Raw genomic sequence first — 25,986 nt, forward strand, 5'->3', positions numbered from 1 at the left:
CGTATTCCGGAGGGTCGTGACATCAAAGGGTGTGCTGTCGCCAGACATCAGCGGTATTTCCTTTCGGGGTTATGTCAACGTGCTTCAGCCGACCTTTTCCAGATCGGGATCCGGGGAATCCTGGGGAGTCGTCGCCGCATTCCCGGCGTTGCCCGGCCGCCGTGCCGCGGACGGCATGAGAAGGCAGGCGGCCGCGCCGACGAGAAGGACGGCGACGGGCAGCAGCAGGGTCGTGCCGGCGGCCCGCCCGAGGTCGTCGGGGGACGCCGCGAGCCGCGCCTGCATCAGGACGCCGACGGCGGCCGCGCCGATGACGCAGCCGACCTGGCGGATGGAGTTGTACATGCCCGCGCCGGCCCCGATGACCTCGACGGGCAGCGAGCCGGTGGCGACGTTGGCCATGGGCGCGAAGGCCGAGCCGGTGCCGATGCCGGCCACGAAGAGGGCGCCCGCGGTGAACCACACGCCCGCGTCCGCGTACATGGCGAGGACGAGCAGGCCGAGGCCGGCCGCGAAGACCAGGAAGCCGCCGAGGACCACCCACTTGCCGGGCACCCGGTCGGAGAGGCTGCCGGCGAGCGGCCCGGCGAGGCCGCTGGAGACGGCGATGGGCACCATCAGCAGGCCCGCCTGCTGCGGGGAGAGGTCCATGACGTCCTGCATGAACAGGGTCAGCGGCAGGTAGAGGCCGGTGACGGCGAAGCCGATCGCGGCGGCGGCGAACGAGGCGGTGCTGAAGTGGCGGCGCCCGAAGAGGGACAGCGGCATCAGCGGCTCGCGCGGGTTGATCCGCTGCCACAGCACGAACGCGATCAGGAGCAGGACGCCGAGGAGGATGACGGTGGTGACGTCCAGCGGGCCGACGACGGTGCCCCAGTCGTAGTGCTGGCCGTTCTGCAGGCCGAAGACCAGGGCGAACAGCCCGAGTCCGGACAGTACGGTGCCCACCACGTCGAAGCGGCGCGGGGCGCTCGGTGCGCCGCCGGGCAGCAGCCGGGCGGCCATGGCCAGGCCCAGCAGGCCGATGGGCACGTTGATCAGGAAGATCCACTCCCAGCCGGCGGAACCGGTCAGGAAGCCGCCGAGCAGCGGCCCGGCGGTGGTGGCCAGGCCTGCGACGGCGCCCCACACGCCGAGGGCGGCGCCGCGGCGCTGCGGCGGGAAGAGGACGGTGACGAAGGCCATGGTCTGCGGGGCCATCAGGGCCGCGCCGATGCCCTGGACCGCGCGGGCGGCCATCAGCATGCCGGCGCTGCCGGAGAGCCCGCACCACAGGGAGGCGGCGGTGAAGACCGCCATGCCGGTGAGGAAGACGGGCTTGCGGCCGAAGCGGTCACCGAGCCGCCCGGCGAGCAGCAGGGGGACGGCGTAGGTGAGCAGGTAGACGCTGTGCACCCAGGTGATCTGGTTGAGGTCGGCGTTCAGGCCGGTGATCATGCCGGGGATCGCGACGGTCACGATGGTGGTGTCCATCATGATCAGGAAGAACCCGACGCAGAGGGCGGACAGTGCGGCCCAGGGGTTGACCGGCGGGGTCCCGGGCGGGACGGACCCGGCGGGGGCGGGCGGGACGGACTGCGAGGCGATGTCGGTCATCTCATCAACTCTTCGGGAGGGGTGCGGTGGTACCGGGACTGGCGGTGATGGGGCCTGCCGGTCACGGCGTCTGCCGGTGACGAGGCAGGCCGGTGACGGGTCTGCCGGTCACGGTTCTGCCGGTGACGGGTCTGCCGGTCACGGTTCTGCCGGTGACGGGTCTGCCGGTCACGGGGTCTGCCGGTCGCGGGTCCGCTGGTGACGCGGTCTGCCGGGTCACGAGGTCTCCTGCCGGCCGCGCTGCTCCAGCTCGGCGGCGATCTCGTCCCAGTGGGCGGCGCAGGCGCGGGCCATCGCGGCGATCTTGGGGGCCTGGTGGGCGGGGGCGCGCAGCAGCAGCCCGCTCTCGCCCTCGCGTACGATCCGGGCCTCCAGCCAGCGGATCAGCGCGCGGCCCTCGTCGCTGTACTTGAGCGTGGGGTCGCGCTTGAGGGAGTCCAGGACGGTCGGCAGGTCCACGGGGGCGGGGCACTCCCGCGCCCGGGACTCCCGTACGCCGCGAACGGCGCCGGTGGCGGCCGCTGAACCGCCCGCCGCGCCGCCCGTACCGGAGCCCGTACCCGTGCCCGGGCCCCCGCCCGGCAGCGGGCCCTCGCCGCGGCCGAGGCGGTCGCGGACGTCCCGGGCGGTCTCGACCGATATCCCGGCGGACCGGGCGATCTCGCGCAGCGAGGCGTCGGGGCGGACGGCGAGGTAGTCCACGGCACGCAGCCGCCCCTCGGTGGCGCTCAGGGGGCGGGCCCGGCCGTCGCAGCCGACCCGGACGGCGGCCGGCGCGCCCGCCTCCTGGGCGCCGCGGCGCAGGACGCCGACCGTCTTGCCCGACAGCCCGACCTTGGCGGCGACCGCCCGGTCCGACCACTCGGGCCAGGCGCGCAGGATGCGGCGGGCGCACTCGCGGCGGTCGGCGAGGGTCAGGGGCAGCCCGTGACCGTTGTTGGCCTCGACGGCGAGCAGGAACGCCTCGGCCTCCGTGCCGTCGAACCAGCGGACGGGGATGGTGTCGCGCCCGCCCAGCCGGGCGGCGTGCAGCCGGTGCATGCCGTCGATCACGCGCATCGTGGAGCGGTGCACGACGATCGGCGGCAGGGCCGTCTCCAGGCCCGCCAGCAGCAGGACGTGGTCGTGGTCGACGCCGGCCAGGCGCGGGGACTCGGCGTCCAGCAGCAGGTCCACCGGCACGTGGGCGGTGGCGGGAGCCGCCGCCGTCAGGACAGACATCACAACTCCTCGTACGTCAGCCGCTGAGGGCCGGGTGGTGGGCGGGCCGGGCGGCGCCCGGGCCGAGCAGCCGGTGGGCGGCCGCGGCCGCCACGAACGTCATGTGGCGGTGCCAGCCGGGGAAGGAGCGGCCCTCGAAGTCCCGTAGTCCGCAGTCCTCCAGGACGTCCATGGGCAGTTCGGCGGCGCCCATGCGGGCGAGCGCGGCGGAGGCCCCGTCGGTGCCGGCGAGCCAGTACCGGGTGGGGTGGGCCGCGTCCGGGCCGCACTGGGTGAGCAGCGCGAGGGGGCGGGCGACGCCGGGGATCCGCACGACGGCGGGCGCACGGCGCGGCAGCAGGCCGGGGTACGGGGGGCCGACCCGGGCCGGCGGCCGGGCGGGGCGGGCCGGGTGGGCGGGATGGGCCGGGTGGGCCGGGTGGGCGGCGTACGCCGGGTGGGCGGCGGCCGGGCCCAGAGCCTGGACCAGGTGCGCGACGGGCGTCGTACGGACCGTACGGTCGCCGGGCGGCCCGCACAGCACGGGCAGCGTGGCGGGCACCGACACGGCGAACCCGAGGCCGCGTTCGGCGAGGCCCGCGATGAGCCGGGCCGTCTCCTGCGGGGCGTCGAGCCGGCCGTCGGCGACCACCGGGACCCCGGCGGTGGCGGGGTGGGCGGCCGCCGCGTCGACCAGGTCGAGGCCGAGCCGGCTGGGTAACCCGGTGCGGGCGCCGGCCGGTATCCGGGCGCGCCGACGCAGGCCGGCGTCCTCGCTCCAGCGGCCGGGCAGCGACAGCCGCCAGTCGACGGGCACGCAGCCGCGGTCGGTGACGAGGAACATCCCGAGCGCCAGCTGGCAGCTGAGCGTGCGGCCGCCGGCCGGGTCGAAGCGGCGGTGCACCCCGGCGGAGCACTCCCCGCGCTTGGGGATGACCACCGGCACCATGCGCAGGGCGTGCACCCGGGCGCGTTCGCCGCACCAGGCGGCGAGTTCACGGCGGACCGGATCCCACTGCCAGGTACTGGAGTTGACGATCTGGTGCAGCGACTGCGAGGCGGTCTCGAAGGTCCCGGCGGACCGGGCCATGTTGCGGACGGACTTCTTGCCCGGGGTGGTCACCAGTCCGTCCAGGTACGCGCGGGCCCAGCGGCGCTGATCGGTCCGCGGCAGGCAGCGGAACAGGCGCCGCGCCAGTACGTCGGCGGTCGGCACGGTCTCCGGCACAAGCATGGCGCTCCCTCCGGCGAGCGGTGGTGGTCCCTGAAAAGGAGAATAGCGAGTGTTCTCTTTGTTTTGCGAGCCCGCGTCCCCGCGGTGCCCGACTTTGTCATGTCCGGCCCCTCCCCCACACCAGGACGCACCGGGTCGGGACGGGGTCGGGCCACGAGGCCGATGGCACGGCCCAGGGCCCCGGCCGGGGCGGGTGCGCTCCGGCCGGGGCCCTGGTGGAAGGGCGCCGGGATCCTTACGCCGCGAGTTCCGCCAGGATGGCGTCGTCCCGCGTCAGGTCCGGCCTGCTGCCGCTGTAGAGGCTCTCCATCGGCAGCCACCGCAGGGTGACCGGGGCCGGCTCACCCGCCGCGGCCCGCGCCGCCGTCGCCCCCTCGCCGTACCCGATCGCCGCCGCGGCGGTGTGCCGGGGACCCGCGGGGACGTCCACGACCGACCACCCGGCCGGATGCCGGGCGGACTCCCACCCCAGGTAGTCCAGCGACAGGTCCCGTCCGAGACCCGTCCCCAGCCCCTTGAGGTACGCCTCCTTGCGCGTCCACAGCCGCCCGAACGCCGCCGTGCCGGCGCACTCCGGCACCTCCGCGAGCTCGGCCCGCTCGTCCGCGTGCAGCGCGGCCGTGCACACCCGTGCCGTCTCGGCGCTCGGCACCTTCTCGACGTCCACGCCGATCGGCACCTGGGCCACCCCGATCAGCACCATCCCGCTGCTGTGCGACAGCGAGAAGTGCAGATCGGACTCGGGCTCGCGCAGGACCGGCCGGCCGTGCTGCTGGTCGCAGCACGGACAGGGCCCTCTCCCGAACACCAGCGAGCCGGCCGGCCGCCCCACGTACGTGGCCAGCACCCGCCGCAGGGCGATGTGCGCGGCCGCGTACAGGTAGCCGCCCGCCTGCCGCCGGCACTGGCGGGCGCGCTGGAGCTCCTTCTCGTCCAGCTCCGCCATGTCCAGGACGCCGGTGATGTCGTCCGGCTTGGGCTGCCGCAGCAGCCACACGTCCGCGCCGGCCGGCGGCGCCAGCTTCGCGGTCATCCGCCATACCCGAGAAGTTCCGCCAGCATGGCGGCCAGTGCGGGGGTGTCCTGCGCCATCAGGATCTCCTTCAGTTCCGGCGCGACGCCCAGCGCGTCCCGGAGCCGGTACTGGAGCTCGCACCCGAGCATCGAGCCCACCCCGACGCTCACGAGCGTCCGCGTGGTGTCGAGCGCGTCCGGGCCGACGCCCACGGAACGGGCGACCTCCTGGCGCACGTAGTCCAGGAGCAGCTCCATCCGCTCCGCCGGACCCGCGGCCGCGAGCGCGGCCGCCGAGGGGGCGGTCACGTCCACGGCGCGCGGGCCGTCGGCGAGCTGCTGCGGTCCCGCAGGGGCGGCCTCGGCCGCGTCCCCGTCGGGATCGGCTGTCAGCCAGTCCAGCACGGCCTGATCGACGGTCATGATTCCTCCTTGGTGATGACGGTGGTGTCGGTGGTGTCGGTGGTGTCGGTGGTATCGGTGGCTTCGGTGGTGGCAGTGGTGACGGTCCCGGTGGCGTCCCGGGTGGCGAGCAGGGCCCGCACCCGGGCCGGGTGCAGGGGCAGGCCGCCGACATCGCCGGCCAGCCCCAGGGCGTCCCGGACGGCGCCGGCGAGGACGGCGCCGCTGCCCGCGGTACCGCCCTCCCCCGCGCCGCGCAGGCCGAGCGGATTGCCCGGTGCCGGCGCGTCCTCGAACAGCTCCACCCGGATCTCCGGGAGCTGGTCCGCGCGCGGCCACAGATAGTCGTCGAGCGTCAGCGACAGCGGCCGGCCGCGCTCGTCGTAGCGGAACTCCTCGGACAGCGCGCCGCCGATGCCCTGCACGGCACCGCCGGCCAACTGGCCGCGCACCGACTCCGGGTGGACCGCGCGGCCGATCTCGTACGTCACGGCGTACCGCAGCAGCGTGACGGCGCCCGTGTCCGGGTCGACCTCGACCTGCGCGAAGTGGGCGCCGTACGGGTAGGTCATCCCGTTCGCGGCGTACGTCGACCGGCCGGTCAGGCCCGGCTCCGCGCCGCCGGGGACCCAGCGCGGCGCGTAGGAGGCGGCGGCGATCCGCCCCCAGTCCACCCGCCGCTCCGGCGCGCCCGCGACGGCCAGCCCGCCGTCCTCGGCGACCAGCGTGTCCGGCGCGGCGCCCAGCAGTTCGCCGGCCACGGGCCGCGCCCTGTCCAGGACGGCGCGGGCGGCCTCGCGTACGGCCGTACCGCCGACGACGGTGGAGCGGCTGCCGAACGTGCCCCCGCCGTCGGGCAGCAGGTCGGTGTCGGAGAGCACCACGTGCACCCCGGCCACGGGGACGGCGAGTTCGTCGGCGGCGATCTGCGCCATGACCGTCTGGATGCCCTGGCCGGCACTGGCGCCGCCCATGACGACCCGGACCGCGCCGGTCACGCCGATGTCGACGACGGCGCTGTCGTAGCCCAGGCCGGCCTTCTCCAGGATGACGGCGCAGCCCGTGCCGACCAGCCTCCCCTCGGCGCGGGCGGCGGCCGCCTCGGCCCGCCACCGCCCGTACCCGACGGCGGCGAGCCCCTTGTCGAAGTGCTCCAGGTGGTCCTTGCCGTCCAGCACCATGGGCGCGCCGAAGACGTGCAGGGGCCGGGTGTGCGGGAGTTCGGCCGCCGTCAGCAGGTTGATCCGGCGCAGCTCGACCGGGTCGACGCCGAGCCGGGTGGCGGCCAGGTCCAGGGCGTGCTCGCGCACGAAGGTGTGCTGGAAGCGGCCCGGGGCCCGGTAGGTGCCGATCGGCGTCTTGTTGGTGGTGACGATGTGCACGCGCGAGCGGCAGGCGGGCAGCCGGTACGGGCCGGAGATCATCGAGGCGGTCAGCGCGGCGACGACCGCGCCGTGGGTGCGGATGTAGCCGCCGTTGTCCAGCCAGGCCTCGTCGCGCAGGCCCAGCAGCCGGCCGTCGGCGTCCAGGGCCAGCTCGATGCGGTGCTCCTGCTCGCGGGCGTGGTTGGCGGCCGTCATGTGCTCGGCGCGGTCCTCGCTCCACTTGACGGGGCGGCCGGTGCGCAGGGCGAGGAAGGGGACCAGGAAGTCCTCGGGGTAGAACTCGCCGCGGATGCCGAAGCTGCCGCCCGCGTCCGTCTCGCGCAGGTGGATGCGGTGTTCGGGCAGCGCCAGCAGGGAGGCGAGCACCCGGCGGTTGATGTGCGGGATCTTGGCCGCGCCCCAGATCGTCAGCCGCCCGGTGTCGGGGTCGGGTTCGGCGACCAGGCCGCGCGGCTCCAGCGGGGTGCCGCTGTGCCGGCCGGTGCGCAGGGTGGCGCCGACGACGTGGGCCGCCGCGGCGAAGGCGGCGTCCACGTCGCCGTACCCGTAGTCGACGACGCCCACCTCGCGGTCGGCGGGGGCGGTGCGCGCGTCGAGGACGGGCTCCAGCTCGGCGAGGTCCGCCCGGACGAGCTCGGCGGCGTCCTCGGCGGCGTACGGGTCCTCGGCGACGACGGCCGCCAACGGCTCGCCTGCGTACCGGACGTGGCCGGCGGCCAGCGGCGGCTGGAGGTACGGGGTGAAGTCCAGCCCGGGGTGCGGCTGGCGCACCGGGATCAGGACACCGGGGGGCAGGTCGGCGGCGGTGACGACGGCGACGACACCGGGCAGGGCGGCGGCGCGCGCGGTGTCGACGCCGAGGAGCCGGGCGTGCGCGAGGGACGACCGCACGACCCGCATCCACAACTGCCCGGGCCGCACGACGCCATCGTGAAACCGCCCCCGCCCCCGCAACAGCCGATCGTCCTCGAGCCGCCCCACGGACCGCCCGACGACGGGCCCGCGACGACGGCCACCGTGGGCGGGGGCGCCGCCGGGGGCCGGGTCTGGGGGGGTGCCGGGGGCGGGGGTCATCGGGGGGCTCCGTCCGGGGGCGTGGTCGCGTGCGGCAGTTGGTGGGCCGCCGTCAAGATCGCCTCGACGATGGGCTGGTAGCCCGTGCACCGGCACAGGTTGGCGGCGACGCACGCCCGGATCCGGGACCGGTCGGGAGCCGGCTCGCGGCGCAGCAGAGCGGTGGCGAGCATCAGGAAACCGGGGGTGCAGAAGCCGCACTGGAGCGCGAAGTGGTCGCCGAACGCCCGCTGCAACGGCCCGAGTCGGCCGTCCGGCTCCGTGAGCGACTCCACCGTCTGCACGTGCTGCCCGTCGGCCTGCACGGCCAGCACCACGCACGCCCGCACGGGCTCGTCGTCCAGCAGCACGGTGCACGAGCCGCACGCCCCGGTCTCGCAGCCGACCTGCGTCCCGGTCAGCCGCACCTCGCGCCGCACGACGTCGGCCAGACTGCGGCGCGCCTCGACGTCGAGGGCGTACGGCACCCCGTTGACGGTGAGCTTCACCGGCACGGTGGCCGGGCCGGCGTACTCGGCGCCGCTCATGCCGCCACCGCCTCGGCGGCCCGGCGGCGGACGGGGGCGAGGACCCGGGCCCGTTCGGCGGAGCGGGCCAGCGCCCGCCGGACGAGCGCACCCGCCAGGGCGGCGAGGTCCGCGGCGGCGGACGGGTCGGGGGCGGCGGACGGGTCGGGGGCGGCGAGGTCCGCGGCGTGGGCGGCCGGGCGCCGGGCGTCGGCCGGCGCCCCCGCCGCCGGGGACCCGGCGGGCGCGCCGCACACGGCGGCCGCTCGGGCCCGGCCGAGCCGCTCGCCCATGCCGTACCGCAGGGCGGCGGGGGCACAGTCGGCGCGCGGGGGGCGGGTGGCGGCCTCCTCGACCGCGAGTGCGGCCGCCGCCGCGAAGGCGTCCGGGGCCGGGCGGGCGCCCAGGAGCAGGGCCTCGGCGTGCGGCGCCCGCGCCGGGACCTCGCCCGGTCCGGCCACCGCCAGCCGCACCGCGGCGACGCGGCCGTCGGCGCCGAGGGTCAGCGCGGCCGCCGCCGCGGCCTCGGGCAGCCGGCCGGGCTGGACGCCGTACTCCACCAGCGCGGCGGCCGGTTCGGCGTACGGGAGGCGGACGGCGGTGAGGATCTCCCCCGGCCGCAGCGCGGTACGGTGCCGGCCGCACAGGAACGCCGCCGCCGGCACCACCCGGGTGCCGGCCGGCCCCAGCACGGTCAGTTCGGCGTCCAGCAGCACGGCCAGCAGGCACCACTCGGCGCACGGGTCGGCGTGCGCGAGGCTGCCGCCGAACGTCCCCCGGACCCGGACCGGCAACTGCCCGATCAGGCCGGCGGCCTCCGGCAGCACCGGCAGGTCGCGGTGGAGCACCGGGTCGGTGCTGCGCTCCAGGGCGGCGTGCGGGGTCAGCGCCCCGATCCGGACCCCGCGCGCGTCGGCCCGTACGCCCCGCAGGCCCGCCGCCCGGCCCAGGTCCACCAGCAGGTCGGGCCGGACCAGCCGGCGGTTCAGCAGCGGGATCAGGGACTGCCCGCCCGCCAGCACCCGGGCCTCGCGGCCGGCCGCGGCGGCCCCGGCGAGGGCGGCCACCGCCTCCTCGGGGGTACGCGGGCGGACGTAGCCGAACGGCGCGGGCTTCACGGCCGGTCCACCGGGGGGACCCGGAGCTCGGTGTGGCCGTACTTGCGCATCACGTCGGCGAGGTCGAAGTGCGCGGAGCGCTCGATGACCTTCTCCCCGCGGAACCGGTCGATGCCCAGGGCCCCGAAGGTGGCCTTGCGGTGGCTGGGCGGCAGGCCCCGGAACGGGCCGGACTGGGTGGCGGTGCACAGCACGCGGGAGATGACGGTGTCACCCTCGGCCCACTGCTCCACGACGGTGTCGACCATGTCGGGGAACGCGGTCCGGAAGGCGCGCACCCAGGTGCGTACGCCCTCGGGACCGCGCAGGCCGAACTGCGGCCAGGTGAAGTCCTCGTGGAAGACCTCGTCGGCGAGGCCGAGCTCGCCGTGGGTGATGATCCGCTCGAAGAGCAGGGCGATCTTCTTCTTCCGCACGTCGGCGAGTTCGCACCACGCCGCGTGGTCGGCTGCCGTGGTGTCGGCGGTCGGCATGTCAGGCCTTTCCGGAGGGGTGGGAGGAGGCGAGCGGACGCCCGGGGGCGGGGGCGGGGGCGGGTCCGGGGGACGGCACAGCCGGCGGGGCGACCGGCGGCGCGGGCCGGGGCAGGGAGCGGGCGGCCCCGGCGGCCACCAGCACCAGGACCAGCCCGATGCCGGCGACCCAGCGCAGGGCCTCCGCGTGGGCGGCGGTCCCGCTCCGCCCGCCGAGGACCGCGAAGAAGACGGCGCCCAGCAGGGCCACGCCGACGGCGCTGGCGAACTGCTGCGCGGTGGTGAGGATCCCGGCGGCGGAGCCGGCCTGCCCCGGGCGTACGCCGGACAGGACGGCGCCGGTCAGGGCGGGGACGGCGATCCCGTTGCCGAGCCCGATCAGCACCATCGGCGGCAGCAGCCACCCCACGCTCAGCCCGTCCGGCGCCCACAGCAGTCCGAGGCCGAGGACGGCCAGTCCGGCGGCCGCGACGAGGACGCCCGCCAGGACGGTCCGCGCGGCACGGGCGGGCGGGGTCCGGCGCGCGGCCATGGAGGCGGCGGCGAAGGCGAGCCCGAGCGGGGCGAAGGCGAACCCGGCGCCCAGCGGGGACAGCCCGAGCCCGGACTGCAGGACGAGGGTGAGGGCGAACAGGAAGCTGAAGAACGCGCCGAACACGGCGCCGCTGACGAGGAGTCCGCGGTGGAAGGCCGGGACGGCGAAGAGCGACAGGTCCAGCAGCGGGTTTCCGCCCCGCCGCGCGAGCCGCCGCTCCCACGCCAGCGTGGCGCCCAGTACGGGCACGGCGGCGGCCAGGCACAGCCAGGCCCACACCGGCCGGGTGCCGGACCCGCCGGGCCCGGGCAGCAGGGGTACGAGCGCCAGCGCCAGCCCGGCCGGGATCCCGATCGCGCCGAGCGGATCGAGGCCGGCGCCGCCCACCCGCACCCTGGGCGGCCCGGGGACCACGGCGCGGGCGAGCGCGAAGGTCAGCAGCCCGGCGGGGACGTTCACCAGGAAGACCGCCCGCCAGCCCAGACCCGAGGGGCCGGCCTGGAGCAGCAGCCCGCCGAGCACCTGCCCGGCCACGGCGCCGACCCCGACGGTGAACCCGAACCAGGCGAGCGCGCGGGGCCGTTCGGCCGGGCCGAAGACCCCGGTGATCAGGGCCAGGACCTGCGGCACCATGGCGGCGCCGGTGACCCCGTGCAGGAGGCGGGCGGCGACCAGCTGGCCGGGGCTCTGGGCGAGCCCGCACAGCAGGGAGGCGACGGTGAAGGCGAGCGTCCCGCCGAGGAACACCGCGCGGTGGCCGAAGAGGTCGCCCAGCCGGCCGCCGGTGATCAGACCGCCGGCGTAGGTGAAGGCGTACCCGGCGACGATCAGTTCGAGGGCGAGGGGCCCGGCGCCGAGGTCGCGCTGGAGCGTGGGCGCGGCGACGTTGACGACGTACAGGTCGAACTGGGCCATGAACAGCGCGGCCAGCACCACGGGCAGCATGAGCCAGCGGCGGGCGTGACCGGTCGTGGCGGTCACCGTGCCTCCCCCCGGGCGGCGACGGAGGCGGCGACGGAGGCGGCGCTGGGGGTGCGCGCGCCCTCCAGCCGCCAGTCGATCCCGGCGTACTCGCGGGCGGCGAGCTCCAGGGCCTCGTCGACGGACCGGACGGTGGGCAGCGCGAACAGCCCGGCGATGGTGCGCAGCCGCTCCGCGCGGTCGCCGCTGCCGACGACGTGGTACGTCACGCCGAGGTCCTCGAGGGCCCGGAGCAGCATGTCGTCGCAGAACCGGCGGAAGTCGGGGTGCATCCGCCGGTGCCGGCCGTTGCTGCCGCCGTCTGCGCTCCCCGCCCCGGCGATGAGGTGCACGAACCCGTCGTAGGTCTCCTTCACGTGCTGCCGGAAGGCGTGCCCGAGCTGGTCGACGGCCTCGGCGAAGAAGCCCATGGCGGCCGAGCGCGGGGGCGTCGGGGCGGGCGCGGCGGGATCCATCCCGAACCGGACGCGCGCGGCGGCGTAGATCCACTCCTGGAGGGAGGACCCGTCCGAGATCAGCCGCGCGCCGAGCCGCGCCTCGTTCCCCACCCGGCCGGCGTGCCGCCGCACGGCGAGCTGGAGGTACTCGGCGGGCGAGACCTCGGCGAGCGCCTTGCCGGGCACGGCGTCGGGCAGGATCTCCCGGATGGACCGGGCGGGGGCGAACGGGATACCGGTGTAGTGGGAGAGGGCGGTGGCCGTGGAGGTCTTCCCCGCCGCGTAGGTCCCGGACACGGACAGCCGCATACGTACTCCTCGTGTAATCGTTCCACTGATCCAGGGGCTCCGCCCCCGTGCCCCCGCGCCTCAATCGCCGGCGGGGCTGGGTGGCTGCGCCTCAAACGCCGGCGGGGCTGGGAGGGTCCGCCTCAAACGCCGGCGAGGCTGGGAGGCGGGGGCTCCGCCCCCACCCCCCTACGGGCGCTCCGCGCCCGTGCGCTCAATCGCCGCGCGGGCTGGATTGCCGCTGCGCGGCAACCAGCCGCCGCGCGGCGGCACCCTCCAGCGCCGCCGGGCACCAACTCAGCCCCGCCGGCGTTTGAGGCGCGGGGGTGCGGGGGCGGAGCCCCCGAAAGCCGGCCCACCGGGCAGCTTCCAGCGCCGCCGCGCACCATCCCAGCCCCGCCGGCGATTGAGGCGCAGGGGCACGGGGGCGGAGCCCCCGATCTCCGAGCCCCGCCGGCGATCGAGGCGCGGGGCCTGGGCCCGGGGGTCCCGGGCCCAGGGGTCAGGTGGCCGCAGAGGCGGCCTCCGGCGGGAGTTCGTGTGCGAACGAGCACCGCAACCCCACGCCCCCCAACCCGGCCTCGATCTCCACGCTGCGCCACACCCCGCCCCGCAGCGGCAGCAACCGCTTGGCGAGCAGCCTCGCCCGCGCCCGCGCCGCCCCCGCGGGAACCGTCGGCAGCGGCAGCGCCGTATCCGCCGCCGTCAGCACGGTCTGCATCATCCACAGGGTGTTGCTGTTCGCCCGGTTCACCTGGTCCAGCTCGTACATCAGCACCTGGACCAGCTGCAGGTTCACCACGAACGCGTCCACCATCGAGACGGCAGGCCCGACCGCCGCGTCCACGCCCCGCGCGCCCGGACCGTCGGGACCGTCGGGCCCGACGGGCACGTCCGTCGGCCCCGGGTGGAAGTGCACGTCGGCCTCCGCCGACAGCGACTCCATGTCCACGGCCACGTCACGGATGACGTGCCGCCGCTTCTTGAAGCCCTCGCCGTAGAACCGCAGGCGCCCGTCGCCGAGCCCCTCGTCGAGGCCGGCGAACAGCCCCTCGGTGTCCGCCCGGACGCCCTCGTCGTGCTCGATCTCGCACCGCACGCGCAGCGCGCCCACCGAGCCGTCGTGGACGGACAGGACCCGGCCGGGCGCGCCCGGTACCTCCTCCGTGCGCACCAGGCGCGACGCGGCCGGGATCCGCAGCAGGTCCTCCTGCGGCGCACCGCCCGCCCGCAGCACGATCTTGCGCAGCCGCATGGTGGAGTGGGCGTCGCCGGTCAGTCCGTACGCGTGCACCAGGTGCAGTTCGGCGAGCTGCACCCCCAGCACGAGCGCGTCCACCGTGCTCAGGTGCGGACGCAGGTCGGTGCCGTCCTTCTTGCGCGACCAGTCCGCCGGGTAGCTGACGTCCACGGTCGCGTGGATGCCGGGGCGTTCGGCCGCGACGGGCGTGGCGACGATGTCGCGGACCAGGTAGCCGGCCCGCTGGTAGCCGCGGGAGAAGAAGCGGCCCTCCCCCGGGCCCAGGTAGTCGTCGATCGAGCTGAGGCTCAGGGTCGGGTTCGAGACGTTCGAGACGTTCGAGACGTTCGAGATGGTGACGGACACCGCTCACGCACCCGCCGTCGCACCCGACGCCGCGCGCTCCAGCGCGGCCTCGTACGCGCCCACCAGCTCGCGCAGCGTACGGATCTCCGTGATCGACAGCTGCTCGCCGAACGGGTCGACGCCCAGCTCGGTCTCCAGCTGGATGAGCAGCTGGGCGAGCATCAGGGAGTTGACCCCGGACTTGAGCAGCTCGTCGTCCAGCGACAGCTCCTCCTCGTCCGAGCTCAGCACCACGGCCTGGATCTCGCGCTCGATGATCTCCTGGACGCTCTGGTCGTTCAGCATGTGATTCCTCCGTCGATGACCAATGACTGACCGGTGATGAAACGTGCCTGCGAGGAGGCCAGGAAGAGGACCGCGTCCGCGATCTCCTCCGCCGTGCCGAGCCGCCCCAGTGGTGTGCGGTGCTGGATCTTCTCCCGGTTGCGTTCGGTGACGTCCGAGGTCAGCTCGCTGTCGAAGAACCCGGGGGTGAGGGTGTTGACGCGGATGCCCACGGGTCCCAGCTCCCGGGCGAGGGCCCGGCCGAACCCTTCGAGGCCCGCCTTGGCCGCGGCGTAGACCGCGACCCCGCGGTAGCCGCGGATGGCGTTGATGGACGAGATGTGCACGATCGATCCGCCGTCGCGCATCATCAGCCGCGCGCACGCCTGGGTCAGGTGGACCGGGGCGGCGAGGTTGGCGACGAGCAGGTCGTCGATACGGTTCGGGGCGATCGTCAGGAACAGCTCCTGGTGGAGCAGGCCGGCGTTGTTGACGAGCAGGTCGACCGTGCCGAAGCGTTCCTTCACGGCCTTGACGAACTGCCGGACCGCGCCGGGGTCGTGCAGGTCGACCGACTCCCACAGGAAGTCCTCGGGGTACGCGGCGGCCAGCCCCTCGGTGAACTCGTTCGGCTTGCGGCTGAAGGTGGCGACCCGCCGGCCCTCGGCCAGCAGCCGTTCCACCAGCACCCGCCCCAGTCCCCGGCTGCCGCCGGAGACCACGGCGACGGGCCCGCGCTCGCTCAAGCGCTCGCTCACGCCCGCGCTCACGCCGCGCTCCGGATCTTCTTGAACCGGTCGGAGTGCGTGTCGGCCTCCGTCACCTCCACCACCACCGGCACCTTGAACGCCTCCAGCCGCTGCGCGCAGTGCTCGCGCACCCGGCGGGCGGTGACCCGCGGGTCGGTGCACGGTTCGGTGAGCTTGACGACGGCCTTGACGACCTGTCCGGTGACGTGGCTGGGGCGGCCGGAGACCACGGCGTCGGCCACGTAGTCCAGCTCCAGCAGGACGTTCTCGACCTCGCTGGGGTAGACCTTCTCGCCCGCCACGTTGATGAGTTCGGACCTGCGGCCCAGGATCCGTACGTAGTCGCCGTCCGTCTCCACCGCGTCCTGGGTGTTGAAGAAACCCTGCTCGTCGAAGGGCGCCGGCGCGTTGAGGTAGCCGAGCATCGCCATGTCGGAGCGGATCCACAGGATCCCGTCGTCGATGCGGTAGGAGAAGCCCTCGCCGCCCAGCTTGACCCACAGGCTGCCGTCGTCACGGGACTTGGTCGGCATGATGCCGAGCTCGGACAGCCCGTACGTCTGCTTCAGGCGGACCCCGGGCAGGGCGCGGGCGAGCCGCTGGAGGGTGCCCTCGGGCATGGGCTCGGTGCCGTACGTCACCAGTTGCAGCGAGCTGAGGTCGTGCCGCTCGTACGCCCGCGAGATGAGCAGCATGTTCAGGAAGGTCGGCGTGGTCGGCAGGATCTGGATGTCCTGCTCGGCGATGGTCGCGCACACCCTGTCGGGCGTGCGCTCGTCGATGGTGACCAGGGCGCCGCCCTGGCTGAGGGTGTGCAGCAGGGTGTTGATGCCGCCGATGTGGTCCAGGTTGAGGAAGCCGAGGGTGCGGCGCGGCCGGGTCGGCGGGCCGTACTTGGCGAGGACCTTGGAGAAGTCCAGCACGCTGGCCTTGCTGCGCCCGGTGGTGCCGGAGCTGAAGAGCACCAGGCCGGGCACGCCGTCGGCGCGCAGCCGCCCGTACAGGTCGTGGTCGGCCTCGCGGCCGGTGATCTCCACGCTGCGCCGCCAGTGCGCGGAGTCGATGGTGATGACCGTCTCCACCTCGGCGACCTCGTGGAACTCGGCGCGCTTGGCGGCCGGCAGCGGGGTCATCGGGACGACGACCGCGCCGCGCTCGATCAGGGCGAGCAGACCGGCGCAGGCCTCGACGCTGCTGACGCCCTCGAGGGCGACGACCTGCCCGGCGTGTATGCCGTTGCGGTCGAGGAATCTCTCCCACTCCTCGGTCAGGCGGGCGAGTTCGGCGTAGCTGTGGGACACGCCGTCGAAGACGATGGCGTCGGCCTCGCCGAAGCTCCGCATCCGGTCGAAGAACCAGGACGTCATACGCTTTCCACCTCTTTCACCTCGTTCGATACGGCCGCCAGGGAGCCGGTCCGGCCGGGGGCCCGCCACAGCGGCAGGCCGAGCGCCGGCGGGACCGGCGCGGCGGGCAGCAGGGACCACCCGTGGATACGTGCGTGGGTGCGCAGGACCTTGTCGCCGCCGACGACCACGGCGGCGCCGGCCGCCCGCAGCATCGGCAGGTCGGAGATGTGGTCCCCGTAGGCGATGCAGTGCGCGGGGTCGGTGCCGTGCGCGGCGGCGACGGCCCGCAGGGTCTCGGCCTTGGCGGCGGAGAGCATCGGGGGCCGGTGCAGGCCGCCGGTGTAGCGGCCCCAGGCGATCTCGGGCTCGGTGCACCAGACCTCGTCGGCGCCGAGGTGCTCGGCGATGGGGTCGAGGACGGCGGGGAAGGATCCGGAGACGAGGACGATACGGGTGCCCTCGCGCCGGTGGCGGTGCAGGGCCGCGACGCCGTGCTCGTGGAAGAAGCCGCCGGCCCGGAGCTCCTCGCGGAACCAGTCCTCGGCGAGGGCGGACACCTCGGTGGCGTACGCGCCCTCCAGGCCGGCGAAGTAGGCGCGGTTGGTGGCCTCGCGGGGGCAGCCGACCTCGTTCATCGCCTTGAGCGCGCGGCGCCGGGTGACGTACTCGGCGGGCGGGTTGCCGGTCGCGGAGAGGTAGTGGCGCAGGAAGCGGAACATGCTCGGGGCGGTCGTGAGGGTGCCGTCCACATCGAAGAATGCGGTGCGGTAGCCGTTCACTGCGGTCTCAACCTTTCCGGGAGTGGGCTGGCTGGTCTGGCTGTGCTGGCCGTACGGGGTGGTGCGGGCGCCGCGTCCGGTCGCGGCGGCGGACCGGGTGGGCGGACCGGGTGGTGCCTGCGCACAGCCCCTTCCCCCGCGGGGGATTCGGAGGAAGGGGCCGTGCACGGGGCGTCCGGCGCGCGGAGGTGCCGCGTCAGACGCGCTCGGTGACCGGAGCCGGCCGGGTGGCCGGGGCCCCGTCGGCCGGGGCCGTCACCGCGTTCGTGGTGCCCGGGTCGGCGGCGACCGCCTGCGCGACGGGCTTCTTGAGCCCGAGCGTCGCCAGGAAGGTCAGCGCGATGCCCGCGGCGGTGGCCCAGGTGGCGACGAGGATGCCGTCGGTGAGCTGGGCCGGGTCGGTGGTCTCGCCGCCCGCGGCGGAGGCCGCGACGGCGATCAGGACGGCGAGGCCGACGGCGCCGCCGATCTGCTGGCCGGTCTGGGCGATGCCGGAGCCGATGCCCTGCTCCTCGTCGGCCACACCGGTGGTGGCGGCCGCGAACATCGCCGTGAAGATGACGCCCTGACCGAGCGAGAGGACGATCAGCGGGAGGGCGATGACCAGGTACGAGGCGTCCTGCGAGAGGGTCAGCGCGAGGGCGGCGGTGCCCACGAGGCCGACCGCGAGGGCGATCAGCAGGGTCTTGCGGGCGCCGTAGGCGTTCATCAGCTTCCCGGCGGCGACGGTTCCGATCAGGACGCAGCCGGAGGGGAGCAGGAAGGCGAAGCCGGTGGCCCAGGCGCTGTAGCCCTGGACGACCTGCCAGTACTGGGTGAGGAAGTAGGCGTAGGCGCCGAACGTCGCCATGAAGAGGAACGTGATCGTGGTGCCGACGGTGACGTTGCGGTTGCCGAACAGGCGCAGCGGCATCATCGGGGCGCGGGTCCGCGACTCGATGCCGATGAAGAGGGCGAACAGGGCCACGGAGCCGATCAGGCTGCCGATGGTGGTACCCGAGGTCCAGCCCACCTCGGGGCCGTTGACCAGGGTGAACACCAGCAGCGTGGAGGCGACGGTACCGATGACGGCACCGGGAAGGTCGAAGCCCCTGGTGCTGACCTTGGCGGTCTTCGGCAGGAGGCCGATGCCGTAGACCATGGCCGCGCCGGCGGCGATGACGTTGACCCACATGACCGCCTGCCAGCCGAACCAGTCGGTGAGCAGGCCGCCGAGGATGGCGCCGAGGACCATGCCGAAGCCGCCGGCACCGCCCCAGACGGACAGGGCGCGGTTGCGCTCCTTGCCCTCGGCGAAGAGGGTCACCACCAGCGACAGGGTGGCCGGCGCGAGGAAGGCGCCGCCCAGGCCCTGGACCACGCGGGCCGCGACCAGCAGCCAGGACTCGGTGGCCAGGCCGCCCGCCACCGAGGAGGCGGCGTAGAGGAAGAGGCCGAAGAGGAACATGTTCTTCCGGCCGAAGAGGTCCGTGGCGCGGCCGCCCAGCAGCAGGAAGCCGCCGAAGGCGACGGAGTAGGCCGAGATCACCCACTGCAGGTTCTGCGCGGAGAAGCCGAGGTCGCTGCCGATGTCCGGCAGGGCCACGAACATGATGTTGTAGTCGATCGCGATGATCATCTGGGCGAAGGCCAGGAGGCCGAGGATCGCTCCCAGACGACGCGGCTTGGCCTGCACGCTCGTGGGCACGCCAGTTCCTTCCGGTCGGGGACGGTCGGGGGTGGGTTCAGTAGCGGAAGGCGTACGCGAGCCGGCGCGCGAAGGACTTCTGGCGCTGGGACTCCATGTACGCGAGGTTGGACTGGAGGTCCTCGATGTCGGCGGCGACGCGTCGCTCGGCCTCCTCGATGGCCTCCTTGATCGGTACGACCACCGGCAGCCCGAAGATGTCGACGATCTTCTCGATGCGCTCGGGGATCGGGCCGCCGACGACCCGGTACGGGATCTTGATCTCGTCGAGGGCCTCGACGAGCAGGTCGTCGGAGAGCCGGCGGAACGGCTCGGACACCGGGCGGTGGCCGTCGGCGTCCATGTCGAACTCGACCGGCAGGTGCACGTAGGCGTCGTAGGACCGCTTGGCGCGGTCCTTCTGTATCTCGCCGAGGGTGTCGGTGTACTTCTGGTAGAAGCGCTTGGAGGTGACGCCCATGGCCTTCTTCACGCCCTGGAACCACCACGGCATACCGGGGTTGATGCCGACCCGCATGCGGGCCTCGAAGTACACCCACTCGTGGAAGACGCCGCCGTCGGAGATGAAGGCCCCGGTGCCGGACTCGTTGACCAGGCGCTCCTCGTAGCGGCGCAGGCCCAGCTTGACGAGCTCCATCGCGTTGAGCTCCATCACCGTCTTGCCGGGGACGAGGTCGACGAGCAGCTCACGGGAGGTCTTGGCGTGCGTGCGCGGGATGCCCGTCGCGATCGAGAGGGCTTCCGTGGTGGTCGACTTTCCGGACGAGTAGGTGCCGGATATCGCCAGTTTGAGATCGGGCTTGTCGCTCCACTGGGGAACCTCGAGCTGCATTGTCTGTGGCCTTTCTCGTCGGGACGGGGCGGGTTCGGAGATGTGCGGGGTTACTTTCCCTGGACGGCGGCGAGGGCCTTGTCGATGTCCACGACGGCGGGAAGTCCGGTGATGTCCAGGATCTGCTGGACGCGGTCGGCCGGGCTGCCGGCGACGGTGTGGACGGGAACTCCGGTGTCCGCGAGGGCGGGCAGCAGCACCTGGTCCGACAGGACCCGGAAGGTTTCGTTGATCGGCCGGTTGTCCTCGTCGAGCGGGAATTCGATCGGCAGGTGGAAGAAGGCGTCGTACGCCGTCTTGGCGTGCCGCACGGCGAGCCTGCCGATGTGGTCGGCGACGTCCTCGTACGCGGCGGTCACCTCGTCGCGGTAGCGGCTGTCCACGGTGGCCTCGGTGCCCGGGTTGGGGCCGGTGACCAGGCGAAGCTTGGCGAACACCCACTCGTGGACGATCGATCCGTCGCTGATGAAGCCGGCCGGGTGGGCGGCCTCGTTCAGCGTGCGTTCGGCGTACCGCTTGACGGTGAGCTGGAGCAGCTCGCCGGAGGTCCAGTTCCAGATGTGCTTGCCCTCGCCGCCGATGGGCTCGCGCATGGCGGTGCCCTGCGTGTAGGGCAGACCGGTTGCCTCGGAAAGGACCTGGGAGAGCAGGGTCTTTCCAGATCCGTAGGCGCCGACAATGGCGATTCTCTGGGTCATGCCGAAATCATTTCAGCAGACCGGGAGGGGGCCCAGCCCCTCTTGATGGTGTTATTGCAGCACCTGTTGCCGCCGCCAACAGGTGCGGAATTCTGCATGCGAAATCCCGGCCCCATGATTTTTGGGGCCGGGCCGGAAGAATTACAAGGAGCGGCGCAATTACTGGTAATTTTCTTCCCACGGCTGCCATACGGGCGTACCGGATTCCGCCGCGATCCGCCCGAAGACCACGTCCGAGAAGTGGTTGGCGAACGCCAGGGTGCGCGGGCGGACCAGCTCGGCGAGCAGGGCGCGGCGGGTGGCGACCCCGTGGTTGGGCAGGGCGTCCATGGCCACCCGCCAGTCGGGTCGGGCGAGTTGGGCGGGGGTGTGGAAGACGTCGCCGAAGGCGATGAGCCGGTGCCCGCCGGCGTTCAGGACGTAGGCGGTGTGGCCGGCGGTGTGGCCGGGGGTCGCCCAGGCGGTCACGCCGGGGAAGATCTCCTCGCCGTCGGCGATCCCCCGGATCCGCGGGGAACCGGTGCGCGGCGGCGGCCAGTTCGCCCATTCGTCGGCGGAGGCGGCGAACACGGCGGAGGAGAACGGCGAGTCGGCGCCCGCCCCGGGGCGGAAGGCCCAGCCGAAGTGGTCGTCGTGCAGGTGGCTGAAGGCGATCAGTTCGATGTCGGCGGCCTTCACCCCGGCGCTCTCCAGCGCCGTCGGCAGCCTGCCGCCGACCAGGACGCCGAGGGTGGGGTGGGTGTGCTCGGCGGGGATGTCGTGGGGGCCGAAGCCGGCGTCGACGAGCATCGCGCGGCCGCGGTACTCGATCAGCAGGGCGCCGATGGACGCGGTGAGGTAGCCCTCGGGGTCCAGCAGGGCCGCGTTCTCGCCCTCCCAGTCCGCCGCCGTGGTCTCCGGCAGCCAGCGCCGCGGGTCCAGTTGCACGTGGCCGTCGGGCAGCCAGGTGACGGTGTGCTCGCCCAAGGTCAGCGAACGCGGCGCGGTGGCTGGGGTGTTCCACGGGGTGGCAGTGGCCATGGTGGTCGGTTCCTCGTCTCGGCGCCCGGCGGGGGCGCGTTCAGACAGCGGCGCCGCGCGCTGCGGCCCACTGCTCCGTCAATTCGGCGGTGCCGTACTGCGGGCTGAGCAGGATCACCTGCACCCCGGGCCGGCCGGTGACGCACAGCGAGACCCGGGTGAACTCCAGCTCCCCGAGCTCGGGATGGCGTACGAGCTGGGACCGGCCGCCGCTGTCGGCGACCCGGTGGCGGGCCCACAGCGCGGCGAACACGGGGCTGCGCCCGGTGAGTTCGCTGACCAGCGCGGCCAGGCGGGTGTCGGCGAGCAGGTCGCCGCTCTGCACCCGGAACGCGGCGACCGCGGCGGCCGCCTCCTGCTCCCAGCGCGGCAGCCGCTCGTGGGCGGCCGGGTCCAGGAAGAGCGTCCGCAGGTAGTTGGGGCGTTCCCCCGACAGTCCCAGCAGCCGGGTGGCGGTGGCGTTGGCGGCGCTGACGTCCCAGTAGTGGTCCAGGACGTAGGCGGGGCTGGGGAGGAAGCCGTCGACGATCCGTAACAGCAGCGGCAGGTCGTCGTCGGCGCATCCGCGCGGGCGGCCGGCGGTGGCGTACCCGGCGAGCCGCATGGCGTAGAGCCGCTGCGCCTCGTCCAGGCGCAGGACCTGGGCGATGCTGGCGAGGATCTCCGGGGAGACGTTCTTGGCGCGGCCCTGCTCGATCCAGGCGTACCAGGAGGCCCCGATGCCGGCGAGCATCGCGACCTCCTCACGGCGCAGTCCGGGGACCCGGCGGGCGGCGCCGCCGGGCAGTCCGACCTGCTGAGGGGTGACCTCGGCGCGCCGCTCTGCGAGGAAGTTGCCCAGTTCGGCGAGCTTGGGGTCCACGCGTCGCTGGGGCCGCACCGCGGCGGAGGGCGCTGTTCCGTTACGAGTCATGGTGCATCTCCTCCTCACTCCACAGGAAGCGTAGAGAACGCTCGCTCTTTTTTCTACACCATAGAGAGTACTCGCTTTGTTTTTCTGGGACACTACAACGAGTAGCGCAACGGCCGGGGGGCCGGAACGACACCGACCACCGCGAAGGGCCACACATGGCGAACCACGAACGAGCAGGGGTCAAGCAGGAGCGTGCGGGCCGCACCCGCGCCCTCCTCGTCCAGGCCGCGGGCGAGGAGTTCGCCGAACGCGGCTACGCGGGCACCTCCCTGACCCGGATCAGCCGGGCGGCGATGGCCACCATCGGCGCCCTGACGTTCCACTTCCCCGCGAAGAACGAGCTGGCGGAGGCGGTCTGCGAGCGCGGCTGCGCGCTGACGCGCGAGGCGGTCGGCCGGGCGGCCGGCGCCGCCCGCTCCCCCGCCGAGGCCGTCACGGAGATCACCGGCACCCTGGCGGCCCTGCTGGAGGAGCAGCCGGTCGTCCGCGCGGCGGCCCGGCTCTCGCGCGAACTGCGGATGCGGCACGACTGGCGCGAGGCCTGGATCCCGGCCGTGCGCACCGCGCTGACGGAGGCCCAGCGCACCGGTCAGCTGCGCGCGCAGGAGCCGGAGCTCGTCGGTGTGCTGGTGGCGTGCGTCGTCGCCGATCTGGAGGTCACCGCCCAGCGGGCGTACGCATCCCCGTCCTGCGGTGCCTGGAGCGTGCGCGGACGGCTGGCCGAAGTATGGGAGGTGCTGTGGTCGGGGATCGCCGGCCGCCGCGGCCCGCACCCGGCCGGACCTCCCCCGCCCGCGTCCGCCCCCGTGCCCGGCAGGGCCCCCGGGACCCCCGTGCGGCCCGGTGACGGGCCTCCGATGGCTTGAAATCACCCCCTGCCGCACCCATCGAAATCACTGATGTTTCGTCATTTCCATGATCAAGGCAGGGAGTTGTACGACGGTACGGCCGTCCCGCGCGCCCGCCCGGCAGGGTGCGCCGGGCCGGGGAGGTACGGTCAGGAGCCCAGCGACGCACCCTTGCGGGCGGAGTCGGCGACCCCCAGGTCGAGGCCCGCGATGACCTCCGGCGCGGCGACCGCGGGCAGCATGTAGCGCCACAGGGTGGCGACGCGCTCGTAGACGTCCGCATGGCCCGTGGCGATGCTCGACAGCAACTGGGTGCCGGTGTAGGCGCCGACCACGATCTCGGCGAACTCCTCGATGTCCACGCCCGGCAGCAGCTCCCCGCGGCGCTCGGCGGCCACCAGCTGGGTCCGCAGCATCTCGGACCACAACTGGTACGGCGCGGCGTCGCTCATCCCGAAGCTGCCCTGCTCGACGGCGAGCCGGACACCGGCCCTCAGCAGCACGTTGGTGCGCAGCTGGCGGGCCACCTCCAGGGTGATGTCGAGCATCCGCTGGAGCCCGTCCTCCCCCGCGGGGAAGGCCATGTCGGAGGCCTGCTCCGCCATCACGGTCTGGGCGACCTCCTCCTTGGAGGCGAAGTGGAAGTACATCGCACCCATGGTGGTCTCGGCCCTGCGCACGATCTTGTTCATGCTCGCGCCGGCGAACCCGGACTCGTCGAACACCTCGGCGGCCGCCCGGATGATCTTCTCTCGGGTCCGGATGGCACGGGCTTGCCTTGGCTGCGACACGATCACTCCAACTGCACCGGGGACGGCTTCCTGGACGGTCCCCCCACCGTAAAAAAAGCGAACATCCTCTATGTTATGCGATCTGTTCGCTCGCATGCGATCGGCTCGCTCGGGACCCTCACGACGATCAACGCATCCTCTGGCGGCCAGATCAAGCCACTCTCGGGTTTCGATCGTCCCCTACTCGACAAACAAAACGAGCACTCTCTACGTTAATGCGGGACGGGGGTCACACGGCAGCTCCGGTTCCGTACTCCGCGTCCCGCCCAGCGCCACATTTGTGCCCGTTTGGTCATCATTTCAGGGGGATCACATGGAGTTCTCATACGCTCAGCACGAGACCAGCACCACCCCTAGCACCCCCTTCGGCCCCGCCGACCCGCCCGCCACCGTGACCACCACCGTTCCCCGCGAATACGTGCACAAGGCCGCGCTCGCCGAGGTCCTCCTCACCGGCTGGCACCGCACCGGCGACGACGCCTTCACCGCGGCCGCGCAGTGGCCCCGGTCCCACAGCTTCTACCGCTCGCGCCACGGTGTCCACGACCCGATGCTGTTCACGGAAACGGTTCGTCAGGTCTCCTCGCTCCTCTCCCACGCCGCGTACACCGTCCCCTTCGGGCACCACTTCATCTGGGAGCGCTTCAGCTACACCACCGCACCGGGCGCCGAGGCGCTGGAGGCGGGGCCCCGCCCCGCCGAGATCGCCCTCGACATCGACTGCCGCGACGTGGTCCACCGCCGGGGCCGGCTCTCCGCCCTCACCCCCCGGTTCACGGCCCGCCGCGACGGGGTGCACCTGGGCACCGCCGAGATCCGCTTCACCAGCCACGCCCCGGCCGTCTACCGGCGGCTGCGCGGCGGCTACGCCGACGTGGCCGCCGCCCAGGCCGCCGCCGTCCCGGTCCCGCTGCCCGTACCGGCCCACCGCGTGGGCCACAAGCTGCGCGAGAACGTCGTCCTGGCCGCCACCCGCGCCCCCCGCCGCTGGCAGCTGCGCGTCGACACCACCCACCCGGTGCTCTTCGACCACCCCGTGGACCACGTCCCCGGCGCGCTCCTCCTGGAGGCCGCCCGGCAGGCCGCCCACATCGTCGCCGGCCCGCTGCCGACCATGGCCACCTCCATGGACGCCCGCTTCACGCGCTTCGCCGAACTCGACGCCCCCTGCTGGATCGACGCCGAGCGCGAACCCGGAACCGACCGGGTCCGCACGGTCATCCACCAGAACGGCCAGGAACTGTTCACCGCGACCGTCGGCACGGCTCCGCTCGCCGCCCTGTCCCGCCTCTCCGGGGCGCAGGACCGGGCGCAGCCGGTCTACGCCTTCTCCTGAGGCCCGCAGGCCTGCACGTACAACAACCGTACGAACAGAAATACGCACCCCGAAACGGAACCGCACCGGGGCTGCCGCACGTCCACCCGCGCGACGGAGTTGTTCAGCACCACCCGAGTCGGGAGGCCGGCTTGAAGCACATACGAACGATCGGCAGACGCCGCGCGACGGCGGTCGTCGCAGGGGCGGTGATGCTGGCCGCGCCCCTGGTCCTGGCCGGCGGCACCACCGCCTCGGCCGCGGCCTGCAACATGACCACCGGGCCGCACCAGCGGCAGGTCGAGCAGTTCCTCGGCCGCCCGGTCGACGGCCGCCAGTCGGCCGCCGACTGCCAGGCCATCCGGGCCTTCCAGGCCCAGCACGGCATCACCCCCACCGCCGGGTACGCGGGGCCCCTCACCTGGCAGACGATGAACACGATGCTGGCGCAGCGGGCCGCCGGCAAGAACCCCAACCGCGACGGCCGTTGCCCCACCAACGTGGGCCGGGTCGCCTGCGTGGACCTGACCCGCCAGCTCAGCTGGATCCAGGACGGCGCCACCCTGGCGTACGGCCCGGTGCCCGTGCGCACCGGCAAGGCCGGCACGGAGACCCGCACCGGCCACCGGAAGATCTACTACCGCAGCATCAACCACTGGTCGACCATCTACGACGTCGCGATGCCCTACTCCCAGTTCTTCGACGGGGGCATCGCCTTCCACTCCACCACCAAGAGCATGTGGAACCCGCCCGGCTCCGGCGGCTGCGTGAACATGACCAGCACCGACGCCAAGGCGTACTGGAACCTGCTCAAGAACGGCGACGACGTCTTCGTCTACGGCCGCAAGCCCGGGACGTAGGCGGGCCGGCGGGGCTTTCGGGCTGCCGTTGT

Annotated in this window: 25 protein-coding genes; 3 read left to right on the forward strand and 22 right to left on the reverse strand. The window is 73.9% G+C overall.

Annotated elements, in window-relative coordinates:
- Positions 1 to 84: 84 nt before the first annotated feature.
- The 21 genes from ACIPXB_RS30275 to ACIPXB_RS30375 form a co-directional block, all read right to left on the reverse strand.
- Complete coding sequence (locus ACIPXB_RS30275) at positions 85 to 1,596, reverse strand: DHA2 family efflux MFS transporter permease subunit (RefSeq protein WP_401454941.1); 1,512 nt, start codon at positions 1,594 to 1,596, stop codon at positions 85 to 87.
- Positions 1,597 to 1,812: 216 nt separating this feature from the next.
- Positions 1,813 to 2,817 (reverse strand): ParB/RepB/Spo0J family partition protein, encoded by a 1,005-nt coding sequence (locus tag ACIPXB_RS30280; RefSeq protein WP_401454944.1) that lies wholly within the window; start codon positions 2,815 to 2,817, stop codon positions 1,813 to 1,815.
- A gap of 16 nt (positions 2,818 to 2,833) precedes the next feature.
- Positions 2,834 to 4,030 (reverse strand): transposase, encoded by a 1,197-nt coding sequence (locus ACIPXB_RS30285; RefSeq protein ID WP_401454946.1) that lies wholly within the window; start codon positions 4,028 to 4,030, stop codon positions 2,834 to 2,836.
- A 235-nt stretch (positions 4,031 to 4,265) separates the two neighbouring features.
- Positions 4,266 to 5,063 (reverse strand): 4'-phosphopantetheinyl transferase family protein, encoded by a 798-nt coding sequence (locus ACIPXB_RS30290; protein WP_401454948.1) that lies wholly within the window; start codon positions 5,061 to 5,063, stop codon positions 4,266 to 4,268.
- Positions 5,060 to 5,467, reverse strand: a complete 408-nt coding sequence (locus ACIPXB_RS30295; protein WP_401454950.1) for an acyl carrier protein — start codon at positions 5,465 to 5,467, stop codon at positions 5,060 to 5,062. Before ACIPXB_RS30295 ends, ACIPXB_RS30290 begins: the two co-directional genes overlap by 4 nt.
- Positions 5,464 to 7,812 carry a xanthine dehydrogenase family protein molybdopterin-binding subunit gene (locus ACIPXB_RS30300; protein WP_401455015.1) on the reverse strand — a complete coding sequence of 783 codons (2,349 nt, stop codon included), beginning with the start codon at positions 7,810 to 7,812 and terminating at the stop codon, positions 5,464 to 5,466. The genes ACIPXB_RS30295 and ACIPXB_RS30300 overlap by 4 nt, the downstream gene beginning before the upstream one ends.
- Positions 7,813 to 7,901: 89 nt before the next feature.
- Positions 7,902 to 8,432: a (2Fe-2S)-binding protein gene (locus tag ACIPXB_RS30305; protein ID WP_401454952.1), complete on the reverse strand. Its 531-nt coding sequence runs from the start codon at positions 8,430 to 8,432 to the stop codon at positions 7,902 to 7,904.
- A complete protein-coding gene (locus ACIPXB_RS30310; protein WP_401454954.1) occupies positions 8,429 to 9,529 on the reverse strand; it encodes an FAD binding domain-containing protein in 1,101 nt (366 codons plus the stop codon). Before ACIPXB_RS30310 ends, ACIPXB_RS30305 begins: the two co-directional genes overlap by 4 nt.
- Positions 9,526 to 10,002, reverse strand: coding sequence for an ester cyclase (locus tag ACIPXB_RS30315; protein ID WP_401454955.1), 477 nt, complete (start codon positions 10,000 to 10,002; stop codon positions 9,526 to 9,528). Before ACIPXB_RS30315 ends, ACIPXB_RS30310 begins: the two co-directional genes overlap by 4 nt.
- A 1-nt stretch (position 10,003) precedes the next feature.
- The gene (locus tag ACIPXB_RS30320) at positions 10,004 to 11,518 is read right to left on the reverse strand and encodes an MFS transporter (RefSeq protein ID WP_401454956.1); all 1,515 of its coding nucleotides are present in this window, start codon (positions 11,516 to 11,518) and stop codon (positions 10,004 to 10,006) included.
- On the reverse strand, positions 11,515 to 12,264 hold the full coding sequence (locus tag ACIPXB_RS30325) for an AAA family ATPase (RefSeq protein WP_401454958.1): 750 nt from the start codon (positions 12,262 to 12,264) through the stop codon (positions 11,515 to 11,517). The genes ACIPXB_RS30320 and ACIPXB_RS30325 overlap by 4 nt, the downstream gene beginning before the upstream one ends.
- Before the next feature lie 481 nt (positions 12,265 to 12,745).
- Complete coding sequence (locus ACIPXB_RS30330) at positions 12,746 to 13,849, reverse strand: AvrD family protein (RefSeq protein WP_401454960.1); 1,104 nt, start codon at positions 13,847 to 13,849, stop codon at positions 12,746 to 12,748.
- A gap of 3 nt (positions 13,850 to 13,852) precedes the next feature.
- Positions 13,853 to 14,134, reverse strand: coding sequence for an acyl carrier protein (locus tag ACIPXB_RS30335; RefSeq protein WP_401454962.1), 282 nt, complete (start codon positions 14,132 to 14,134; stop codon positions 13,853 to 13,855).
- Positions 14,128 to 14,871 (reverse strand): SDR family NAD(P)-dependent oxidoreductase, encoded by a 744-nt coding sequence (locus ACIPXB_RS30340; protein WP_401454964.1) that lies wholly within the window; start codon positions 14,869 to 14,871, stop codon positions 14,128 to 14,130. Before ACIPXB_RS30340 ends, ACIPXB_RS30335 begins: the two co-directional genes overlap by 7 nt.
- Positions 14,872 to 14,879: 8 nt before the next feature.
- A complete protein-coding gene (locus tag ACIPXB_RS30345) occupies positions 14,880 to 16,229 on the reverse strand; it encodes a class I adenylate-forming enzyme family protein (RefSeq protein ID WP_401454967.1) in 1,350 nt (449 codons plus the stop codon).
- The gene (locus ACIPXB_RS30350) at positions 16,226 to 16,990 is read right to left on the reverse strand and encodes an HAD family hydrolase (RefSeq protein WP_401454968.1); all 765 of its coding nucleotides are present in this window, start codon (positions 16,988 to 16,990) and stop codon (positions 16,226 to 16,228) included. The genes ACIPXB_RS30345 and ACIPXB_RS30350 overlap by 4 nt, the downstream gene beginning before the upstream one ends.
- A gap of 196 nt (positions 16,991 to 17,186) precedes the next feature.
- A complete protein-coding gene (locus tag ACIPXB_RS30355; protein ID WP_401454970.1) occupies positions 17,187 to 18,677 on the reverse strand; it encodes an MFS transporter in 1,491 nt (496 codons plus the stop codon).
- A gap of 37 nt (positions 18,678 to 18,714) precedes the next feature.
- The gene (locus tag ACIPXB_RS30360) at positions 18,715 to 19,509 is read right to left on the reverse strand and encodes an AAA family ATPase (protein WP_401454971.1); all 795 of its coding nucleotides are present in this window, start codon (positions 19,507 to 19,509) and stop codon (positions 18,715 to 18,717) included.
- 50 nt (positions 19,510 to 19,559) lie between these two features.
- Complete coding sequence (locus tag ACIPXB_RS30365) at positions 19,560 to 20,207, reverse strand: AAA family ATPase (protein WP_401454973.1); 648 nt, start codon at positions 20,205 to 20,207, stop codon at positions 19,560 to 19,562.
- 159 nt (positions 20,208 to 20,366) lie between these two features.
- Positions 20,367 to 21,227, reverse strand: a complete 861-nt coding sequence (locus ACIPXB_RS30370; RefSeq protein WP_401454975.1) for an MBL fold metallo-hydrolase — start codon at positions 21,225 to 21,227, stop codon at positions 20,367 to 20,369.
- Positions 21,228 to 21,267: 40 nt separating this feature from the next.
- Positions 21,268 to 22,140, reverse strand: a complete 873-nt coding sequence (locus ACIPXB_RS30375; RefSeq protein WP_401454977.1) for a helix-turn-helix domain-containing protein — start codon at positions 22,138 to 22,140, stop codon at positions 21,268 to 21,270.
- A 155-nt stretch (positions 22,141 to 22,295) separates the two neighbouring features.
- Here ACIPXB_RS30375 and ACIPXB_RS30380 point away from each other — a divergent pair, with 155 nt between their 5' ends.
- Positions 22,296 to 23,006, forward strand: a complete 711-nt coding sequence (locus tag ACIPXB_RS30380; RefSeq protein ID WP_401454980.1) for a TetR family transcriptional regulator — start codon at positions 22,296 to 22,298, stop codon at positions 23,004 to 23,006.
- 131 nt (positions 23,007 to 23,137) lie between these two features.
- Here ACIPXB_RS30380 and ACIPXB_RS30385 read toward each other — a convergent pair whose 3' ends face one another.
- The gene (locus ACIPXB_RS30385) at positions 23,138 to 23,779 is read right to left on the reverse strand and encodes a ScbR family autoregulator-binding transcription factor (RefSeq protein ID WP_401454981.1); all 642 of its coding nucleotides are present in this window, start codon (positions 23,777 to 23,779) and stop codon (positions 23,138 to 23,140) included.
- A 313-nt stretch (positions 23,780 to 24,092) separates the two neighbouring features.
- Here ACIPXB_RS30385 and ACIPXB_RS30390 point away from each other — a divergent pair, with 313 nt between their 5' ends.
- Positions 24,093 to 25,115 (forward strand): ScbA/BarX family gamma-butyrolactone biosynthesis protein, encoded by a 1,023-nt coding sequence (locus tag ACIPXB_RS30390; protein ID WP_401454985.1) that lies wholly within the window; start codon positions 24,093 to 24,095, stop codon positions 25,113 to 25,115.
- Positions 25,116 to 25,306: 191 nt separating this feature from the next.
- Positions 25,307 to 25,954, forward strand: coding sequence for a L,D-transpeptidase family protein (locus tag ACIPXB_RS30395; protein WP_401455017.1), 648 nt, complete (start codon positions 25,307 to 25,309; stop codon positions 25,952 to 25,954).
- The last annotated feature ends 32 nt before the right edge of the window (positions 25,955 to 25,986 follow it).

The organism is Streptomyces sp. NPDC090022, assembly GCF_044748145.1.
Lineage (GTDB): Bacteria > Actinomycetota > Actinomycetes > Streptomycetales > Streptomycetaceae > Streptomyces.

Excerpts from the sequence above, each read along its gene's own strand:
- ACIPXB_RS30335 (WP_401454962.1), bottom strand. The coding sequence starts at position 14,134 with ATGCTGAACGACCAGAGCGTCCAGGAGATCATCGAGCGCGAGATCCAG.
- ACIPXB_RS30370 (WP_401454975.1), bottom strand. The coding sequence starts at position 21,227 with ATGGCCACTGCCACCCCGTGGAACACCCCAGCCACCGCGCCGCGTTCG.
- ACIPXB_RS30390 (WP_401454985.1), top strand. The coding sequence starts at position 24,093 with ATGGAGTTCTCATACGCTCAGCACGAGACCAGCACCACCCCTAGCACC.
- ACIPXB_RS30325 (WP_401454958.1), bottom strand. The coding sequence starts at position 12,264 with ATGCGGCTGTCCGTGTCCGGGACCTACGCGGCGGGGAAGACCTCCACG.
- ACIPXB_RS30360 (WP_401454971.1), bottom strand. The coding sequence starts at position 19,509 with ATGCAGCTCGAGGTTCCCCAGTGGAGCGACAAGCCCGATCTCAAACTG.
- ACIPXB_RS30285 (WP_401454946.1), bottom strand. The coding sequence starts at position 4,030 with ATGCTTGTGCCGGAGACCGTGCCGACCGCCGACGTACTGGCGCGGCGC.
- ACIPXB_RS30395 (WP_401455017.1), top strand. The coding sequence starts at position 25,307 with ATGCTGGCCGCGCCCCTGGTCCTGGCCGGCGGCACCACCGCCTCGGCC.
- ACIPXB_RS30280 (WP_401454944.1), bottom strand. The coding sequence starts at position 2,817 with ATGTCTGTCCTGACGGCGGCGGCTCCCGCCACCGCCCACGTGCCGGTG.
- ACIPXB_RS30315 (WP_401454955.1), bottom strand. The coding sequence starts at position 10,002 with ATGCCGACCGCCGACACCACGGCAGCCGACCACGCGGCGTGGTGCGAA.
- ACIPXB_RS30365 (WP_401454973.1), bottom strand. The coding sequence starts at position 20,207 with ATGACCCAGAGAATCGCCATTGTCGGCGCCTACGGATCTGGAAAGACC.
- ACIPXB_RS30305 (WP_401454952.1), bottom strand. The coding sequence starts at position 8,432 with ATGAGCGGCGCCGAGTACGCCGGCCCGGCCACCGTGCCGGTGAAGCTC.
- ACIPXB_RS30380 (WP_401454980.1), top strand. The coding sequence starts at position 22,296 with ATGGCGAACCACGAACGAGCAGGGGTCAAGCAGGAGCGTGCGGGCCGC.
- ACIPXB_RS30290 (WP_401454948.1), bottom strand. The coding sequence starts at position 5,063 with ATGACCGCGAAGCTGGCGCCGCCGGCCGGCGCGGACGTGTGGCTGCTG.
- ACIPXB_RS30345 (WP_401454967.1), bottom strand. The coding sequence starts at position 16,229 with ATGACGTCCTGGTTCTTCGACCGGATGCGGAGCTTCGGCGAGGCCGAC.
- ACIPXB_RS30275 (WP_401454941.1), bottom strand. The coding sequence starts at position 1,596 with ATGACCGACATCGCCTCGCAGTCCGTCCCGCCCGCCCCCGCCGGGTCC.
- ACIPXB_RS30295 (WP_401454950.1), bottom strand. The coding sequence starts at position 5,467 with ATGACCGTCGATCAGGCCGTGCTGGACTGGCTGACAGCCGATCCCGAC.
- ACIPXB_RS30375 (WP_401454977.1), bottom strand. The coding sequence starts at position 22,140 with ATGACTCGTAACGGAACAGCGCCCTCCGCCGCGGTGCGGCCCCAGCGA.